Origin of the sequence: Pseudomonas sp. R4-39-08, assembly GCF_003852275.1 — a bacterium.
GTDB lineage: Bacteria > Pseudomonadota > Gammaproteobacteria > Pseudomonadales > Pseudomonadaceae > Aquipseudomonas.
Genome location: NZ_CP027733.1, coordinates 4,637,784 through 4,655,599 on the forward strand (window position 1 = coordinate 4,637,784; position 17,816 = coordinate 4,655,599).

The 17,816-nt window shown below is 62.3% G+C and carries 14 protein-coding genes and 1 pseudogene; 10 read left to right on the top strand and 5 right to left on the bottom strand.

All coding sequences use genetic code 11. The features are described from left to right. Window positions 1–237: 237 nt before the first annotated feature. Window positions 238–1,167 (top strand): AraC family transcriptional regulator, encoded by a 930-nt coding sequence (locus C4J88_RS21440; protein ID WP_124364219.1) that lies wholly within the window; start codon window positions 238–240, stop codon window positions 1,165–1,167. 123 nt (window positions 1,168–1,290) lie between these two features. On the opposite strand, the gene C4J88_RS21445 is transcribed toward C4J88_RS21440, so the two are convergent. Genes C4J88_RS21445 through edd form a run of 4 tightly spaced genes read right to left on the bottom strand, consistent with a single transcriptional unit; the run spans window position 1,291 to window position 6,298 of the window. Next, window positions 1,291–2,718 carry an ATP-binding protein gene (locus C4J88_RS21445; RefSeq protein WP_218567120.1) on the bottom strand — a complete coding sequence of 476 codons (1,428 nt, stop codon included), beginning with the start codon at window positions 2,716–2,718 and terminating at the stop codon, window positions 1,291–1,293. 31 nt (window positions 2,719–2,749) lie between these two features. After that, window positions 2,750–3,484 (bottom strand): response regulator, encoded by a 735-nt coding sequence (locus tag C4J88_RS21450; RefSeq protein WP_124364221.1) that lies wholly within the window; start codon window positions 3,482–3,484, stop codon window positions 2,750–2,752. A gap of 34 nt (window positions 3,485–3,518) precedes the next feature. Then, entirely contained in the window at window positions 3,519–4,475 is a 957-nt protein-coding gene (locus C4J88_RS21455; RefSeq protein ID WP_124408059.1) for a glucokinase, read from the bottom strand. Further along, window positions 4,472–6,298, bottom strand: coding sequence for a phosphogluconate dehydratase (gene edd, locus C4J88_RS21460; RefSeq protein WP_124368203.1), 1,827 nt, complete (start codon window positions 6,296–6,298; stop codon window positions 4,472–4,474). Before edd ends, C4J88_RS21455 begins: the two co-directional genes overlap by 4 nt. A gap of 220 nt (window positions 6,299–6,518) precedes the next feature. Here edd and gap point away from each other — a divergent pair, with 220 nt between their 5' ends. The 8 genes and pseudogenes from gap to C4J88_RS28165 all read left to right on the top strand — a co-directional run bounded on the left by gap (window position 6,519) and on the right by C4J88_RS28165 (window position 15,535). Further along, complete coding sequence (gap, locus tag C4J88_RS21465; protein ID WP_124364224.1) at window positions 6,519–7,520, top strand: type I glyceraldehyde-3-phosphate dehydrogenase; 1,002 nt, start codon at window positions 6,519–6,521, stop codon at window positions 7,518–7,520. Window positions 7,521–7,707: 187 nt separating this feature from the next. Beyond that, window positions 7,708–8,226 carry an RNA polymerase sigma factor gene (locus C4J88_RS21470; RefSeq protein WP_124368204.1) on the top strand — a complete coding sequence of 173 codons (519 nt, stop codon included), beginning with the start codon at window positions 7,708–7,710 and terminating at the stop codon, window positions 8,224–8,226. Window positions 8,227–8,301: 75 nt separating this feature from the next. Further along, window positions 8,302–9,270: a FecR domain-containing protein gene (locus C4J88_RS21475; RefSeq protein WP_124408060.1), complete on the top strand. Its 969-nt coding sequence runs from the start codon at window positions 8,302–8,304 to the stop codon at window positions 9,268–9,270. 116 nt (window positions 9,271–9,386) lie between these two features. Then, window positions 9,387–11,951, top strand: a complete 2,565-nt coding sequence (locus tag C4J88_RS21480; protein WP_124408061.1) for a TonB-dependent receptor — start codon at window positions 9,387–9,389, stop codon at window positions 11,949–11,951. A gap of 137 nt (window positions 11,952–12,088) precedes the next feature. Then, the gene (locus tag C4J88_RS21485; RefSeq protein ID WP_124408062.1) at window positions 12,089–12,697 is read left to right on the top strand and encodes a biliverdin-producing heme oxygenase; all 609 of its coding nucleotides are present in this window, start codon (window positions 12,089–12,091) and stop codon (window positions 12,695–12,697) included. A 164-nt stretch (window positions 12,698–12,861) separates the two neighbouring features. Next, window positions 12,862–13,263, top strand: a complete 402-nt coding sequence (locus tag C4J88_RS21490; RefSeq protein ID WP_124368208.1) for a YbaN family protein — start codon at window positions 12,862–12,864, stop codon at window positions 13,261–13,263. A gap of 274 nt (window positions 13,264–13,537) precedes the next feature. After that, window positions 13,538–14,677, top strand: a pseudogene (locus C4J88_RS28160) (HAMP domain-containing protein); the annotation flags it as partial. Between the two features lie 102 nt (window positions 14,678–14,779). Further along, complete coding sequence (locus C4J88_RS28165; protein WP_372238023.1) at window positions 14,780–15,535, top strand: methyl-accepting chemotaxis protein; 756 nt, start codon at window positions 14,780–14,782, stop codon at window positions 15,533–15,535. Window positions 15,536–15,659: 124 nt separating this feature from the next. Here C4J88_RS28165 and C4J88_RS21500 read toward each other — a convergent pair whose 3' ends face one another. Then, window positions 15,660–16,223 (bottom strand): NAD(P)H nitroreductase, encoded by a 564-nt coding sequence (locus tag C4J88_RS21500; protein WP_124408063.1) that lies wholly within the window; start codon window positions 16,221–16,223, stop codon window positions 15,660–15,662. Window positions 16,224–16,362: 139 nt separating this feature from the next. On the opposite strand from C4J88_RS21500, the gene C4J88_RS21505 reads away from it, so the two are divergent. Further along, on the top strand, window positions 16,363–17,790 hold the full coding sequence (locus C4J88_RS21505) for a di-heme oxidoredictase family protein (RefSeq protein WP_124408064.1): 1,428 nt from the start codon (window positions 16,363–16,365) through the stop codon (window positions 17,788–17,790). Window positions 17,791–17,816 lie beyond the last annotated feature (26 nt).

The window sequence follows — 17,816 nt, forward strand, 5'->3', positions numbered from 1 at the left end:
GTTAGTCAATTCCTGCTGGCTTATTGCACAATCCTGCGAGAAGCGTAGGCAGGACGTTCCAGCGCTGGATTTATTCCAGCCCCGAACGGCATATTTCAGGGAGATGACAGCCGCCTTGCTTGCCTGATTCACGATAAGCCGCAGGATCAGGCAAGGATTGTGCAGAATCGACGTAACACTTTTTGAATACCCACCACTAAGCTGAGCACCATTCAACCAGTGTGTAGAGGACGCCCCATGTCGTCGCCCGACCTCAAGCCCATGCCCCTCGATGCCGAGATGGAAAAGCAGCGTGCCGAACTGGCCAGCATCGTGCACCGCCATACCTGGGAAGATGGCTCCTACGGCACGGCGATCACTTCGCTGTACCTGAACCGCCACAACACGCCGCGTGACTTCATGCCGGTGCTGGTGGAGCCGGCACTGTGCATCCTCGCCAGTGGCAGCAAGGAAGTGCGCCTGGCCGACGAAATCTTTGCCTACGACCCGCTCAATTATTTGGTGTTTTCGGTGGCCATGCCGGTGGCCGGGCGAATTATCGACGCCACCCCCGAAGACCCCAACCTGTCGGTGCGCATCAATATCGACCCGGCCCAGCTCACCGCACTGATCGCCGAGGCCGGCCCGATGGGCGTGCCGTCGCGTCCGACTTCCCGAGGCATGTACGTCGACCGCATCGACCATCAGTTGCTTGATGCCGTGCTACGCCTGACCCGCCTGCTGGATACGCCCAAAGATATCGCGATGCTCGCCCCGCTGATCAACCGCGAAATTCTCTACCGCTTGTTGCGCGGGCCCCAAGGCTATCGCCTGTATGAAATTGCCGTGGCCAACAGCCAGAGCCACCGAGTGAGCCAGGCGATCAAGTGGTTGAACGGCAACTACGAACAGCCGCTGCGAATCGATGACCTGGCCCGGGAAGTGAACCTGAGCGTCTCGACCCTGCACCACCGTTTCAAGGCGATCACCGCCATGAGCCCGCTGCAATACCAGAAACAACTGCGCTTGCAGGAAGCTCGGCGGCTGATGATTGCCGAAGGGCTGGAGGCCTCGGCGGCGGGGTATCGGGTGGGATATGAAAGCCCGTCGCAGTTCAGCCGGGAGTACAGCCGGTTGTTTGGCGCGCCGCCTTTGCGCGACTTGGCCCGGTTACGCCAAAGCATCTGATGCAATGAAGATCAAAATGTGGGAGGGGGCTTGCTCCCGATGGCGGTGTATCAGCTACACATCAGCTGACTGACACACTGCTATCGGGAGCAAGCCCCCTCCCACATTGGGTCCTGCGTATGTTCAGTCGAGGCCGCGGGGCAGCTGGAGGGTCACCCGCAATCCACCCTCGCGCAAATTCTGCAAACTCACCTCACCGCCATGGCTATGGGCGATATTGCGTGCAATCCCCAACCCCAGCCCATAGCCCTGCTGCTGCCCGGCCAGGCGAAAGTGCGGTTCGAACACCTGCTCCAACCGCTGCTCCGGCACGCCGGGGCCTTCGTCGTCCACATGCAGGACGAACTCGGCGCCATCGTCCTCGATGTGCAAATGCGCGTTCTGCCCGTATTTCAGCGCATTGTCGATCAGGTTGCCGATGCAGCGCTTGAGCGCCAGCGGCTTGCCCGGATAGGTGGTCAGGGCCTGCCCATGCTGGGTCACTCGCCCATTGCCGTTGGGCGCAAGGTAGGGTTCCACCAGGCATTCGAGCACGTGGTTGAGGTCCACCGGCTGGATGTTCTCGTGGATATCGGTGTCTTTCACGCATTGCAACGCGCCCTTGACCAGCAATTCCAGCTCATCCAGGTCGCGGCCGAATTTGGCTTGCAGGTTTTCGTCTTCGAGCAATTCCACGCGCAGGCGCAGGCGTGTGATGGGTGTGCGCAAGTCATGGGAAATCGCGCTGAACAACTGGCTGCGCTCAGTCAGGTAACGGCTGATGCGCTCACGCATGGCGTTGAACGCACGGCCGACTTCCACCACTTCACTGCCGCCGCCTTCGGCCACCGGCTCAACATCCGCCCCCAGGGACATGTCCCGCGCCGCCCGCGCCAGGCGCTTGAGCGGGCGGCTCTGCCAATGCACCAGCAGGCCGATGAACAGCAGCAGGAAACCGCTGGTCAACACGATAAACCACACCTGCTGGGCTGGCAGGCCTTGTTCTTCAAGGCTGGTGTAGGGTTCGGGCAACAGCGAGGCGATGTACAACCATTCACCTGGAGCGAGCTGGATCTGGGTGACCAGCACCGGCGGGTTGACCGGCTCCAGGGTCAACGCGTAGTGAGCCCAGGAGCGCGGCAGTTCGTCGAGCTTAAGCCCGGCATTGAAAATGCGCAGGTCTTCGGCGCTGACGAATTCCACCGAAATATGTACATCGGCGCCGAGGGTCTGGCGCAGCACGTCGTCCACGGCTACCAGCACCGCCTGCTTGCGCGGGGTTTCGGGCAATACCTGCATGTCCAGCGGGCGATCGTTGAGGGTCACCACAAAACGCGTGCCGCCCATGCTGCGCAACTGGTCGAGCACCAGCGGGCGATAGGCCACTGGTAATGAACGGAAGTAACTCACGCTGGCGGTCATCGAATGCGCCAGGCTACGGGCAGCCGTCACCAGGCCTTCGAGCTGGGTAGCGCGCAGTTGCGACACCCAAATCACGCTGGACAGCGCCTGGGCGAACAACACGGCGAGCAAGGTCAGCAGCAACATGCGCCCCAACAGCGAGCGCGGCACAGGCAAACGGCGGCGGCGTTCGCTCAGGTGTTCAGTGGGCATTGCCGGCAACCACGCTGGCTGCCAGTTGATAGCCGCTGCCGCGCACGGTGCGGATCAGCCGGGGTGGTTTTTCGGTATCGCGCAGGCGTTGGCGCAAACGGCTGACGGCCATGTCGACGATGCGGTCCAGCGGCATCAGGTCGCGGCCCCGGGTGGCGTTGCCGATGGTGTCGCGGTCGAGGATCTGTTGCGGATGGTCGAGAAACAACTTGAGCAAGGCAAAGTCGGCGCCGGAGAGGATCACCTCTTCGCCGTCCACATGAAACAGGCGATGGCTGATCATATCCAGGCGCCACTCATCGAACACCAACACCTCGCCGCCACTGCTGCGCTCCTGGCCGAACTGGCAGCGCCGCAGCAGCGCCTTGATCCGCGCCTGCAGCTCGCGGGGGCTGAACGGCTTGCCGATATAGTCATCGGCGCCCAGTTCCAGGCCGATCACGCGGTCGGCTTCGTCGGAACTGGCGGTGAGCATGATGATCGGCACCTGCGCCTGGCGCGGGTGCTGGCGGATCCAGCGGCAAAGACTGAAACCGTCTTCATCGGGCAACATCACGTCCAGGATGACCAGGTCGCACGGCGCCTCGTTCATCGCCTGGCGGAACCCCGCGCCATCGGCCACGCCACGGACCTGGAAGCCGGCGCGACTGAGGTAGGTTTGCAGCAATTCGCGGATTTCCTGGTCGTCGTCGACGAGGAGAATCGATTTACTGATTACGCTCACGGGGTCCTCCTTGTTGTTATGAGGCCGTCACAGCCTAAGCAAATGCCTGCTCAAGCGCCACACCCGCACCGGTCAACCCGGAGTACGGCGCGGTCACCAGCCACACCGGGATGCCCTTGAAGTAGTCACTCATGCAGCCTTTGTCGGCAAAGCTCCTGGCAAAACCGCTGCGGATAAAGAAGTCGGCAAACCTCGGTATCACCCCGCCTACGATATACACACCGCCACGCCCGCCCGTGGTCAGCACATTGTTGCCGGCCACTCGGCCCAGCCAGATGCAGAACTGGTCGAGCACTTCCAGCGCCACCGGATCGCCCGCCAGGCCCGCCGCCGTGATGGCCTCGGGCGTGTGCAGCACCGGGGTGTGCCCGTCCACCGCACAGATCGCCCGGTACAGGCGCGGCAAACCGCCACCGCTCAACGCGGTTTCAGCGCTGACGTGGCCGATCTCGCTGTAGATGTGTTGCCACAACTGGGTTTCACGCGGGCTGCTCAGGGGCAGGTCGACATGGCCGCCCTCCCCCGGCAACGCCGCCCAACGGCCTGCGCCGAGGTCCAGCAAGGTACCGACGCCCAGGCCGGTGCCCGGGCCGATCACCACGGCCGGGCGCAACGGCTCCGGGGTACCTTCGCACACCACGCGAAATTCATCGAGCTGCAAGCGGGTCATGCCCAGGGCCATGGCCGAGAAATCGTTGACCAGCAGCAATTCGTCTACCTGCAACGCCTGGCAGAAAGCCGTCTTGCTCAAGCGCCAGTGATTGTTGGTGAACTTGAATTCATCGCCGCTCACCGGGCCGGCCACCGACAGGCACACCGCGCCAATGTCACCCAGCGCCAGGCCTACCTCCCTGAGATAGACCTTGATGGCCTCCTCAGGGCTTGCGTGATCCACCGTGGCCTGCACGCGGATCGAATGCAGTGCCTGATCCCGCCACAACGCAAAACGGGCGTTGGTACCCCCGATGTCACCGACCAGCGCTAACTTCACTTAAGCGTCTCCAAGGCACAGGTAAAGGCGCTGGCGCCTTGCTCTGCGGAGCTTGCGGCCAAGCGCATGAATGCAAACAACTCGCGACCGGCGCCCACGTTATTGCCCAGCAGGCCCGTGGCCGGCGTGCGCGCGGCAAATTCTTCGGCGTCCACCTTAAGCTCCAGGGTGCCGGTAACGCCATCGACGCGAATGATATCGCCATCCTGGACCCGCGCCAGCGGCCCGCCGCTCTGGGCTTCGGGGTTGACGTGGATCGCGGCGGGGATCTTACCCGAGGCGCCGGACATACGCCCGTCTGTCACCAGGGCGACTTTGAACCCACGGTCCTGCAACACGCCAAGGAACGGCGTCATTTTGTGCAATTCGGGCATGCCGTTGGAGCGCGGGCCCTGGAAGCGCATCACCGCGACAAAGTCTTTTTCCAGCTGGCCTGCCTTGAAGGCGTCGGCCAGGTCCTGTTGGTCCTGGAACACCACCGCCGGCGCTTCGACCACTTGGTGCTCCGGCGCTACTGCCGAGACTTTCATCACGCCACGGCCGAGGTTGCCTTCCATTACCCGCAGGCCGCCTTCCGGCGAAAACGCACGGGCCACGGGGCGCAGGATGGTTTCATCGAGGCTTTCGATGGGGCCGTCGCGCCAGATCAGTTCACCGTCGACCAGGAACGGCTCCTGGGTGTAACGGCTCAAGCCCCTGCCCGCCACGGTGTTGACGTCTTCGTGCAGCAGGCCGGCCTCGAGCAGTTCGCGGATCAGGAACGACATGCCGCCCGCCGCCTGGAAGTGGTTGATGTCAGCCTTGCCGTTCGGGTACACGTGCGACAGGGTCGGCACCACCTCGGAGAGGTCGGCCATGTCCTGCCAGGTCAGGATAATGCCCGCCGACATGGCGATGGCCGGCATGTGCAGAGTGTGGTTGGTGGACCCGCCCGTGGCGTTGAGGGCGACGATGGAGTTGACGAGGGACTTCTCGTCGACGATCTCGCCGATCGGCGTGAAGTTGCCGTTGGCCTTGGTCAGGCGTGTGACCTGGTGCGCGGCCTCGCGGGTGAGTGCATCGCGCAGCGGCGTATACGGGTTGACGAACGAGGCGCCCGGCAGGTGCAGGCCCATCACTTCCATCAACAGTTGGTTGGTGTTGGCGGTGCCATAAAAGGTGCAGGTGCCGGGGCTGTGGTAGGACTTCATTTCCGATTCCAGCAGCTCTTCGCGGGTGGCCTTGCCTTCGGCGTAGCGCTGGCGCACATCGGCTTTCTGCTTGTTGGAGATGCCCGACGGCATCGGCCCACCGGGCACGAAGATCATCGGCAGGTGGCCGTAGCGCAGCGCGCCCATCATCAGGCCGGGGACGATCTTGTCGCAGATGCCCAGCATCAACGCTGCGTCGAACATGTTATGGGACAGCGCGACCGCCGTGGACATGGCGATCACTTCACGGCTGAGCAGGCTCAGCTCCATGCCCGGCTCGCCTTGGGTCACGCCATCGCACATGGCGGGCGTGCCGCCGGCGAACTGGCCGACCGAGCCGACTTCGCGCAGGGCTTTCTTGATTTGTTCAGGGAAATGTTCGTACGGCTGATGCGCCGAGAGCATGTCGTTATACGAAGAAACAATTGCCACGTTGGCGGCATTCATCATGCGCAGGCTGTTTTTGTCTTCGGTGCCGCAACCGGCCACGCCGTGGGCGAAGTTGGCGCACTGCAGCTTGCCGCGCATCGGACCGTCGCTGGCTGCGCCGCGAATGAGCGCAAGGTAAGCCTCGCGGGTGGCGCGGCTGCGGGCGATAAGCCGTTCGGTGACCTCAAGGACGCGGGGATGCATGTATAGAACTCCAGGCTAACGGATGTGGCGACCTGAGTGTCTATGCTGATCAAACGCCCGCAGCGCATGGATGGCAGGCAGTCGTTTGGATCATCGGACCAGTTGATTCAGGTCACTCGTTGTAGATTGAACAAAATATTGCCACTAAAAAGGCTTGTTTTCTATTTTTATGCGAATAATCTTGTAATTCTTACAACAAATCGACGATAGGCACTTTCCAATGACTCTACGTATCGCAATCAACGGTTTTGGCCGTATCGGCCGTAATGTTCTGCGCGCACTGTATACCCAAGGCTACCGCCAGGATTTGCAGATCGTCGCCATCAATGATCTGGGCGACAGCTCGATCAATGCCCACCTGCTCAAATATGACACCGTGCATGGCACATTCGAAGCAGAGGTCGCCCACGATCAGGAAAGCCTGACCGTCAATGGCGACCGGATCGCCGTGAGTGCCATTCGCAACCCGGCCGACCTGCCGTGGGCCGCGCACAAGATTGACGTGGTGTTCGAATGCACCGGCCTGTTCACCGATCGTGACAAGGCCGCCGCCCATATTAGCGCCGGTGCGCGCAAGGTGATCATCTCTGCCCCGGCCAAGGGCGCGGATGCGACCGTGGTCTACGGCGTAAACCATGACATTTTGCGTCAATCGCACCAGATCATCTCCAACGCGTCGTGCACCACCAACTGCCTGGCGCCGGTGGCCCAAGTGCTGCACCGCGAATTGGGCATCGAAAGCGGCCTGATGACCACGATTCACGCCTACACCAACGACCAGAACCTCACCGACGTCTACCACACCGACCCGTACCGCGCGCGTTCGGCCACCCAGAACATGATCCCGAGCAAGACCGGCGCCGCTGAAGCCGTCGGCCTGGTATTGCCGGAACTGGCGGGCAAGCTGACCGGCATGGCCGTGCGCGTGCCGGTGATCAACGTGTCGCTGGTGGACCTCACCGTGCAGCTGAAAAAAGAAGCCACGGCCGATGAAGTCAACGCGCTGTTGAAGCACGCCAGCCAGCACTCGAAAATCCTCGGCTACAACACCCTGCCGCTGGTTTCCAGTGACTTCAACCATAACCCGCTGTCATCGATCTTCGATGCCAATCACACCAAGGTGAGCGGCAAGTTGCTTAAAGTGCTGGCCTGGTATGACAACGAGTGGGGCTTCTCGAACCGGATGCTGGATAACTGCCTGGCGCTGTGTAACGCTGAATAACACGACCTGCTCGTTCCCACGCTCTGCGTGGGAATGCAGCGCCGGACGCTCTGCGTCCCGCTCCGGAGGTCGTGACGCGGAGCGTCACAGGATGAATTCCCACGCAAAGCGTGGGAACGATCAAGCCACTTGCCATTTGAGTTGATGATAAGCATTATCATTAACTGCAAATCGGTCTGGTATCACTGTGAGCCAATCTCGCTTCAACCACGTCTTTCTCACCCAACGGGTGATTCTGCTGCGCACGCTGCAACGCATGGTGAATAACCACAGCACCGCCGAGGACCTGTTGCAGGAAACCTACCTGCGCGTGACCCGGGCCCTGAGCGAGCGGCCGATCGACCACCTTGAACCCTTCGTCTACCAGACCGCGCGCAACCTGGCGCTGGATCATTTGCGTTCGCGCAGGATCCAGGCCCGCACCCTGCAGGAAGATGTACCGCTGGATATCCTGCAAAGCGTTGCCGCCCCGATCAGCACCCCCGAAGACGCGACCCAGGCCGAGCAATTGCTCGAGCACCTGAGCGTCAGCCTGGGCCAGTTGAGTGCTCGCCAGCAGCGGATCTTCATCCTCAGCCGCCTGCACGGTTGCAGCTACCAGGAAATCGCCGATCAGTTGCAGGTGTCCTTGAGCACCGTACAAAAGGAACTGAAGTTGATCATGGCCATCTGTGTAGGTGTGGCCGAACGGCTGGATCAGCCTTAAGCTTCACGCCGACAGAAGTGTCGATCCAGGCTGTAGGAAAAATGAGTAGAACGTGGCGAAGACCCGAGGAACACCGTGACGGACCCGAATAAACTGCGCCCCCACGAGCTGGCTCATGAGGTGCTGCAAGACACGGCCATGGACCAAGCCCTCGATTGGCTGATCGCCTTGCAGTGCGCGCAACCCGGCCAGCAAGCGGCATTTCAAGCCTGGCTGGCCGAGGACCCCGCGCACGCCCATGCCTTCAGCAAAGCCCAGGCCGCCTGGGGTGCCGCGCCCGTACACAGCGCCGCCGTGGCCCTGGCCGCGCCACGCAAACCGAGCGCCTGGCGCCGGATCAAACCGCATTGGAAACCCCTGGCCACCGCCGCCGTGCTGCTGCTCGGCCTGTTCAGCTTCAGCAACCTGCCGGTACGCCTGCAGGCCGACCACCTCACCGTGGTCGGTGAACGCCAGCGCCTGCAACTGGACGAGGGCGCCAACGTATTGCTGAACACCAATTCGGCGTTTTCCAGCCGCATCAAGGACCACCAGCGCATTGCCCGCCTCTACCAGGGCGAAGCGTTTTTCGACATCGCCCCCAGCCGTGGCCTGCCGCTGGAAATCGACGCCGGCCCGGTGCGCGCCAGCGTGCGTGACACCGCGTTTGCCGTGCGCTATCTCGACGGCGAAGCCCAGGTGCAAGTGCAGCGCGGCGATGTCGACCTGAGCAACACCGTCGACGACGCCCGGGTGCGCCTGAGTGCCGGTGAAAGCATCCGTATCGGCCCCAAGGGCTTCGGCCAGCCGGCCAAGCTGGACGCCGGCAAGGACCTGGCCTGGGTCCAGGGCCGCCTGGTGTTCGAAAACTGCCCGATGGGCGAAGTGCTGGCAGAGCTGCGTCGCTATTACCCGGGCTGGATCGTCAACACCAACAACAGGCTCGCCAGTGTCGCCGTCACCGGTAACTATCGGCTCGACCAACCGCTGGACGTGGTGCGTTCCCTGGCCCACATCACCTCGGCCAAACTGTCGGAATACCCGGCGCTGGTGATCTTGAACTAAATGAGAATTATTTTTACTCGATGCTGACCGGCGATACGTCTCGTTATAGCCAATGCAACTGATTCCTATTTGGTTCAGTTCGCAACTATAAGATTCGTATCTCCGGAGCGCTCTCGATGTCCTCTCGTTTCAACCGCCGGTCTTGTTCGCCCGTCCTGTCCCTGCTGACCGCCGCCATACTGATGGCCGGCGTGCCGGCAATGGCCGCCACTGCCGCCGAACCCGCACCGCGCAGCCAAGGCACCTACAGCTTCAGCATCGAACAGCAGCCCTTGGTGTCGGCGCTGAACGCTTTCACCGGCGTGACCGGCTGGCAAGTCGGCCTGCCGGCTGAGTTGGGCCAGGGTGTGTCGTCCCCTGGCGTGCGTGGGGCGTTGTCGCCGGAGAAGGCGCTGGAACGGCTGTTGGTGGGGACCAACCTGAGCTATCGCAAGCTGGGCAACAACAACATCGTCCTGGAGAAACGTGCCGCCGGCGGCGCCCTCAACCTGCAGCAGGTGACCATCAGCGCCACCCGTACCGAGCAGGATGTGGACAGCGTACCGAGCATGGTCAGCGTGCACGACCGCCAGGAACTGGACCGCCAGAACGTCAACACTACCCGTGAGCTGGTGCGCTACGAACCGGGCGTGTCGGTGGGCGGCGCCGGCACGCGCTCGGGCAATGCCGGCTACAACATTCGCGGTATCGACGGCGACCGCATTCTTACCCAGGTCGACGGCGTGGAAGTGCCCGACAACTTCTTCAACGGCCCCTACGCCAAGACCCGGCGCAACTACGTCGACCCGGAAATCGTCAAGCGCGTGGAGATCCTGCGCGGGCCGGCCTCGGCCCTGTACGGCAGCAGCGCCATTGGCGGCGCGGTGAGCTATTTCACCCTCGACCCGGATGACATCATCCAGCCCGGGCAGGACGTCGGCGCCCGCCTGAAGACCGGCTACAGCTCCGCCGACGAAAGCTGGCTGACGTCCGCCACCGTAGCCGGCCGTGTGCAGGACGTCGACGGTTTGCTGCACCTGAGCCAGCGCAACGGTCACGAAACCGAGTCCTATGATGGCAACAACGCCACCGGCCTGGCCCGCACCGGCGCCAACCCCGAAGACGCGCGCACTACCAACGTGCTGGCCAAACTGGGTTGGAATTATGGCGACGATAACCGCCTGGGCCTGACGTACGAGAAGTACAAGGACGATCGCGACATCAACCTGAAGAATGCGGTGGGCGGCCCGTTCATTGGTGGGCGCGGCTTCAACCTTTACCGTGACCGTCGCGGCAACGACACCATTACCCGTGAACGTTTCGGCCTGGAAAACAGCTTCGCCCTTGAGTCGCCGGTCGCCGACCGCATCAAGACCAGCCTCAATTACCAGATCGCCAAGACCGACCAGACCACCGCTGAAATCTATCAGTCGGGCCGTCGCGTACTGCGCACCCGCGACACCCTGTACGAAGAAAAGCAGTGGGTCTTCGATGCACAGCTGGACAAGGCCTTCAGCCTTGGCGACACCGAGCACCAGGTGACCTACGGCACCACCCTCAAGCAGCAGAAAGTCACCGGTTCGCGTGAAGGCAGCGCCACCTGCCTGGCGGTCGGCAGCGGCTGCACCGCCATCGGCGCGCCCAGCCCGTCGGCCGGCGACAGCGTGAAGAAATCCAGCGATTTCCCCGACCCGACCATCAACACCTATTCGCTGTTCGCCCAGGACCAGATCAGCTGGAATAAATGGACCTTCCTGCCCGCCGTACGCTACGACTACACCCGGCTCAAGCCCAAGCTGACCGAGGAATTCCTCAGCACCGTGAACCCCACCGGTGAATATGCGGTCGACGGCAAGGACAAAACCTGGCACCGCGTCACGCCCAAGTTCGGCCTGACCTACGCCCTGACCGATCAATACACCTGGTTCGGCCAATACGCCGAAGGTTTCCGCACACCGTCCGCCAAAGCGCTGTACGGCCGCTTCGAAAACCTCAACCTGGGCTACACCGTGGAGCCCAACCCCGACCTCAAGCCGGAAACCAGCAAAGGCATCGAAACCGGGCTTCGCGGCAAGTTCGACGAGGGCTCGTTTGAAATCGCGGTGTTCTATAACAAATACCGCGACTTCATCGACGAAGACAACGCGGTGGTCGGCGGCACCGTCGAGCAGTTCCAGGCGGTGAATATCAAACGCGCCACCATCAAGGGCGCCGAAGCCAAGGGCCGCCTGAACCTGGATGCCTTCGGTGCGCCGCAGGGCCTCTATACCCAGGGAGCGGTGTCCTACGCCCATGGCCGCAACGACGACAACGGCCAGCCGCTCAACAGCGTCAACCCGCTCAAGGGCGTCTTCGGCCTGGGCTACGATCAGGACAGCTACGGCGGCCTGCTGAGCTGGACCCTGGTGAAGAAACAGAATCGCGTCGACAGCAGCACCTTCCACGCCCCGGACGGCGATACCAGCGGACCGTTCAAGACGCCGGGGTTCGGCATTCTCGACCTGAGCGCTTACTACAAAGTCTCCCACGACGTGACCATCAACGGCGGCGTCTACAACCTCACCGACAAGAAGTACTGGAACTGGGACGACGTGCGCAGCTACGACAGCGTCGGCGAAGCCGCGGTGACCGGCCCGGCCAACCTTGATCGCCTGACCCAGCCGGGCCGCAACTTCGCGATCAATGTGATCTGGGACATCTGACGCCACCCGCTGCATCTCGCCGCCATGATCGAGCGGCGAGGTGCGGAATTTTTACTGTGCCGCGTCTTCCTGTTCGTCTAGTTGATAACCGCCCTCTTCAGAGCCAGAAAGGCGCTCCCCCTCTCAAGGACTTTTTCATGACCGCTTCTCCTACCGCAGAACGTCCAAGCCTGCGCTCCCAGCGCCTGAACCAGATCACCCACGCGCCACACACCAGGCTCGATGCGTTGGTAAAGGCCCACGCGCCGTTTGCAACCCAGGCCAACTTCGCCCGCTTCGTGGTGGCGCAGTACCTGTTCCAATCGGAGTTGGTGGCGCTGTACAACGATGCCGAACTGAACCGGATCATTCCCAACCTGGCCGAACGCTGCCGCGCAGATGCCGCCAGACTCGACCTGGGCGACCTCGACACCGAGGTGCCGGCCCCGGTTGCCGGGGCGGTGAACAACCCGAGTGTGGCCCAAGCCCTGGGCTGGCTGTTCGTCTCCGAAGGCTCCAAACTGGGTGCTGCCTTCCTGATCAAACGGGCCGTGGGCCTGGGCCTCAGCGAAACCTTCGGCGCGCGTCACTTGGGCGAGCCGGCGGGCGGCCGCGCCGAAGGCTGGAAAAGCTTCACTCGCACCCTCGATGCAATGCAATTGAGCGTCGAGGAAGAAGCCGCCATGGATAAAGGCGCCATCGATGCGTTTGTGCGCTTCACCGTCTTGCTGGAACAGGCGTACGCTAGCGCCCCTGAACTGGCCTGATCTTGAATTGAAATGCAATCAACTGTGGGAGGGGGCTTGCTCCCGATGGCGGCGTATCAGTCGACGCATTCAGTGACTGACACGCCCTCATCGGGAGCAAGCCCCCTCCCACACTTCGACCCTATTTCAAGCTGATTTCTTGTGACCTCCTGATTGCACACACCATGACCGGCAAAACCCAATCCACCTCGAAAATCGCGCAGATCCTCTACGGCCTGCTGGCCTACGTCAGCCTGGGGATCGGCTTGGTGGCGATTGTCATACCGGGTTTGCCCACCACCGAATTCATCCTGCTTGCCGCCTGGGCCGCGACCAAAAGCTCGCCACGCCTCAGCGCATGGCTGGAAAACCACCGTCTGTTCGGGCCGATCCTGTTCAATTGGCGCAATGGCAAGATCATCGCGCGCCGGGCCAAAGTCAGCGCCACCGTCAGCATGGTTCTGTGCGCCGCCCTGATGCTGGTGATGCTCGATCACGGCTGGCCGATCTACCTGGCAATCGCCGGCATGAGCTTGGGCAACCTGTGGATCTGGTCGCGCCCCGAGCAGCTTGCACGGCCCGTATAACGCTGCGTGTAGGGGTTTTCCTACCGCTCATCGCCTGTTATTCATGAATTGATTTGTGACGCCGATGTTTCAGACATGGCGCCGAATGGACTTGGCTCTGCGCATCTCAACAAGTCCATTTGTGAGTGAACCTATGTTCGACACCCTCTCCATCCGCTTGAAAATCGTGCTGCTGTCCGGCCTCTGCCTGTTAGGGGTGATCGCACTGGTGGTTGGCATCAATATCTACAACACCAACCAGAACGATCAGTTGGTCAGTGACTCAAGCTCACGAATGCTGACTGCCAGCGTAGAACAACTGCTGCAAGCCAAGGCGGCCGAACAGGCCGTGCAGTTGCAGAAAACCTTCAACGAAAACCTGCTGGTGGTCGCCGCCCTCGCCGATCAAGTCAAAGACCTGCGCACCCTAGGGGCCAAGCGTTCGCTGGACGCGGGTGCCCTGCGCGAAGACATCAACCAGAGCGTAAAAACCGCTTTTGAGCGTAACACCAAGGTGCTGGGCATCTGGCTGTCGTTCGAACCCAACGGACTGGATGGCAAGGACAGCGAGTTCATCGACGACAAAGCGCGCGTTTCCAACGAAAAAGGCCGCTTCTCCAGCTACTGGAGCCGGGCCGGCGGCGACAGCCTGAACACGATCATGGTTGAAGATGACCTGACGAAAACCAGCCTCAACCTCAGCGGCACGCCCTACAACATTTGGTACACCTGCCCACGGGACACTCGGACTACGTGCCTGTTGGACCCGTACGAAGACACGGTGGCCGGCAAACCCGTGCTGATGACCACCATCTCCCTGCCCTTGATCGTGGATGGCAAGGTTATCGGCGTCGTCGGTGTCGATATCGCCCTCAACGCCCTGCAAGCGGTCACCGACGCGGCGCAGAAAGACTTGTTCAACGGCGCGGCGCACTTGGAGGTGCTGTCCAGCACCGGCCTGATCGCGGCCTACAGCGGTGAACCGGCCAGAGTGGGCAAGAACCTGATCGACACGCTTGGCGCCGAAGGCAAAGAGATCGTGCAACTGCTTGCCAACGACCGCCCCATGATCCGCGAACAGGACGAGACTATTCGCGCCGTGTACCCCGTCAAGCCGATACCCGACGCCAAATCCTGGGGCGTGGTGATCAAACTGCCCAAAGCGGTGATGCTGGCCGATAACGTGAAGCTGCAAGGTGTGCTTGATGACGCACAGGCCACAGGCACCCTCAAGGCCTTGCTGGTAGCGGCTGCCGCCGCCCTGGTAGGCCTGCTGCTGATCTGGCTGACGGCCACCGGCGTGACCCGCCCGATCAACAGCGTGGCGGCCATGCTCAAAGACATCGCCAGCGGCGACGGCGACCTCACCCAGCGCCTGGCCTACAGCAAAAAAGACGAACTGGGCGAGCTGGTGAACTGGTTCAACCGCTTCCTCGACAAGCTGCAACCGACCATCGCGCAGATCAAACAAAGCATCACCGAAGCGCGCGGCACTGCCGACCAATCCTCGGCCATTGCGCGCCAGACCAGCGAAGGCATGCAGGTGCAATTTCGCGAAATCGACCAGGTGGCCACCGCGTCCAATGAGATGAGCGCCACCGCCCATGACGTCGCCAACAGCGCCTCCAACGCCGCCAGCGCGGCACGCGGTGCGGATCAGTCGGCCCGCGAAGGCATGTCGATCATCGAACAAAGTACTCGTGATATCACCACGCTTGCTGAAGAAGTCAGCAAGGCCGTCGGCGAAGTCGAGGCGTTGGCCGTCAACAGCGAACAGATCGGTTCAGTCCTGGAGGTGATCCGCAGCATCGCCGAACAGACCAACCTGCTGGCGTTGAACGCGGCGATCGAAGCGGCGCGCGCCGGGGAAAGCGGACGCGGTTTTGCGGTGGTGGCCGATGAGGTGCGTAACCTGGCCAAGCGCACCCAGGATTCGGTAGAGGAAATTCGCCTAGTGATCGAACGCATCCAGAGCGGCACCCGTGGCGTGGTGGCGACCATGCATTCGAGCCAGCACCAGGCCCAAAGCAATGCCGGGCAGATCCACCAAGCCGTGCAGGCCCTGGGCAAAATCAGCGACGCGGTGACGGTGATCAGCGACATGAACCTGCAAATCGCCAGCGCCGCCGAACAGCAAAGCGCGGTGGCAGAAGAGGTCAATCGCAACGTCTCCGCGATCCGCACCGTCACCGAAACCCTCACCGGCCAAGCCACCGAATCGGCAGCCATCAGCAGCCAGCTCAATGCCCTGGCCAGCCAGCAAATGAAGTTGATGGATCAGTTCAAGGTCTAAATAACACCACACCTCACTGTGGGAGGGGGCTTGCTCCCGATAGCGATGTGTCAGTAACAGATAAGTCGGCTGACACTCTGCTATCGGGAGCAAGCCCCCTCCCACACTGGTATCACCTTTTTCCTTACAGGCCGGTCCAGGCTTGGACGAACGCGGTCAGGTCTTCCTTCGGCGCGGTGCGCGGCGGGTTCTGGGGGGTGCCCAGGTAGAGGAAGCCAATCACTTCCTCGCCGGGTACCAGCCCCAGGCCTTTGGCGACGTGGGCCGAGTAGGACAACTCACCCGTGCGCCACACGGCACCAATCCCCTGGGCATACGCCGCCAGCAGAATGCCATGGGCCGCGCAGGCGGCTGCCAGCAGTTGTTCGGATTTGGGCACCTTGAAGTGCTCCTGCAGACGGGCAATCACCACCACTACCAGCGGCGCGCGCAACGGGCCGTTCTGGGCTTTATCGATGGCGGCTTGCGGGGCATCGGCGTCTTGCAGGCGGGCGGCTTCGGCCAACAGCGTACCCATCTGCTCACGGGCTGCACCTTCCACGGTGAGGAAGCGCCACGGGCGCAGTTGGCCGTGGTCGGGCGCACGCATGGCGGCGGCGAACAGCACGTCGCGCTGCTCCTGGGTCGGTGCCGGTTCCAGCAGGCGCGGCACGGAAACACGGTTGAGCAAAGCGTCGAGAGCCTGCATTGGCCACCTCCAGAAAAAAATGTGCGCTCATTCTAGCGGAATGAATCGGGATGCCACCAAACGATAATTGCTCTTATTCAAACTGCCCCGCCCTGTTAGACTTTGCCCCCACATTTTCCGCCTTCGTTCAGGAAACTCGATGTTCCGTTCGTTACTTCACCTGTGCGCAGCGTTGATGGCCCTGGGCCTGACCGCCTGCGACGACGCCCCGCAGTTTACCCAGGCCGAGCCGGGTGAAGCGCGCGCTGGCGGTGCTACCACGGTGAACAAGCGCGACCAGAACGCGTTTTCCCTGCCCTCGGCCAACCTGGCGCCCACCCGCCGCCTGGACTTCAGCGTCGGCAACAGTTTCTTTCGCAGCCCCTGGGTGATCGCGCCCTCGACCACCACCGCACGTGACGGCCTGGGCCCGCTGTTCAATACCAACGCGTGCCAGAACTGCCATATCAAGGACGGCCGGGGCCACCCGCCGCTGGCCGATGCGCCCAATGCCGTGTCGATGCTGGTCCGCCTGTCGATTCCGGATGCGCCACCTTACGCCAAGCTCATCGAACAGCTCGGCGTAGTGCCCGAGCCGGTCTACGGCGGGCAACTGCAGGACATGGCCGTGCCCGGCGTAGCGCCGGAAGGCAAGGTGCGGGTCGATTACACACCGGTCAACGTCCAGTTCAAGGACGGCACGGTGGTCGAGTTGCGCAAGCCTGACCTGCAGATCACCCAGCTCGGCTACGGCCCGATGCACCCCGACACGCGTTTCTCTGCACGCATCGCCCCGCCGATGATCGGCCTGGGGCTGCTCGAAGCCATCAGCGACGCCGATATCCTGCGCAACACCGATCCGAAAACCGCTGACCGTGAGGCCATCGTCGGCCGGGCGAATCGGGTGTGGGATGACGCCGCGCAAAAAACCGTGCTGGGGCGATTTGGCTGGAAAGCCGGGCAACCCAACCTCAATCAACAAAATGTTCACGCGTTTTCTGGTGATATGGGCCTCACTACCTCCCTGAGACCCTTCGATGACTGCACCGACGCCCAAGTCGCCTGCAAACAGGCACCCAACGGCAACGGCCCCGAAGGCGAGCCGGAAGTCAGCGACAACATCCTGCGCCTGGTGCTGTTCTATACGCGTAACCTCGCCGTGCCGGTGCGCCGCGACGTCGATGCGCCGCAGGTGCTGGCCGGTAAAAACCTGTTTTACCAGGCCGGCTGCCAGGGCTGTCATAAGCCGACGTTCACCACGGCCGCCAACGCCGCCGAACCTGAGCTGGCCAATCAAGTGATCCGCCCCTACAGCGACTTGCTGCTGCACGACATGGGCGAAGGGCTTGCCGACAACCGTACCGAATTCAAAGCCGGTGGCCGCGACTGGCGTACCCCGCCGTTGTGGGGCATCGGCCTGACGCAAACCGTGAGTGGTCACACCCAGTTCCTGCATGACGGCCGCGCCCGCAACCTGCTCGAAGCCGTGCTCTGGCATGGCGGGCAAGCGCAAGCGGCGCAGCAGCATGTGTTGTCGTTCAACGCCGAGCAGCGCGCCGCGTTGCTGGCGTTCCTGAATTCTCTATAAGCTTTGCCCCAATTACAGAAGGGAGC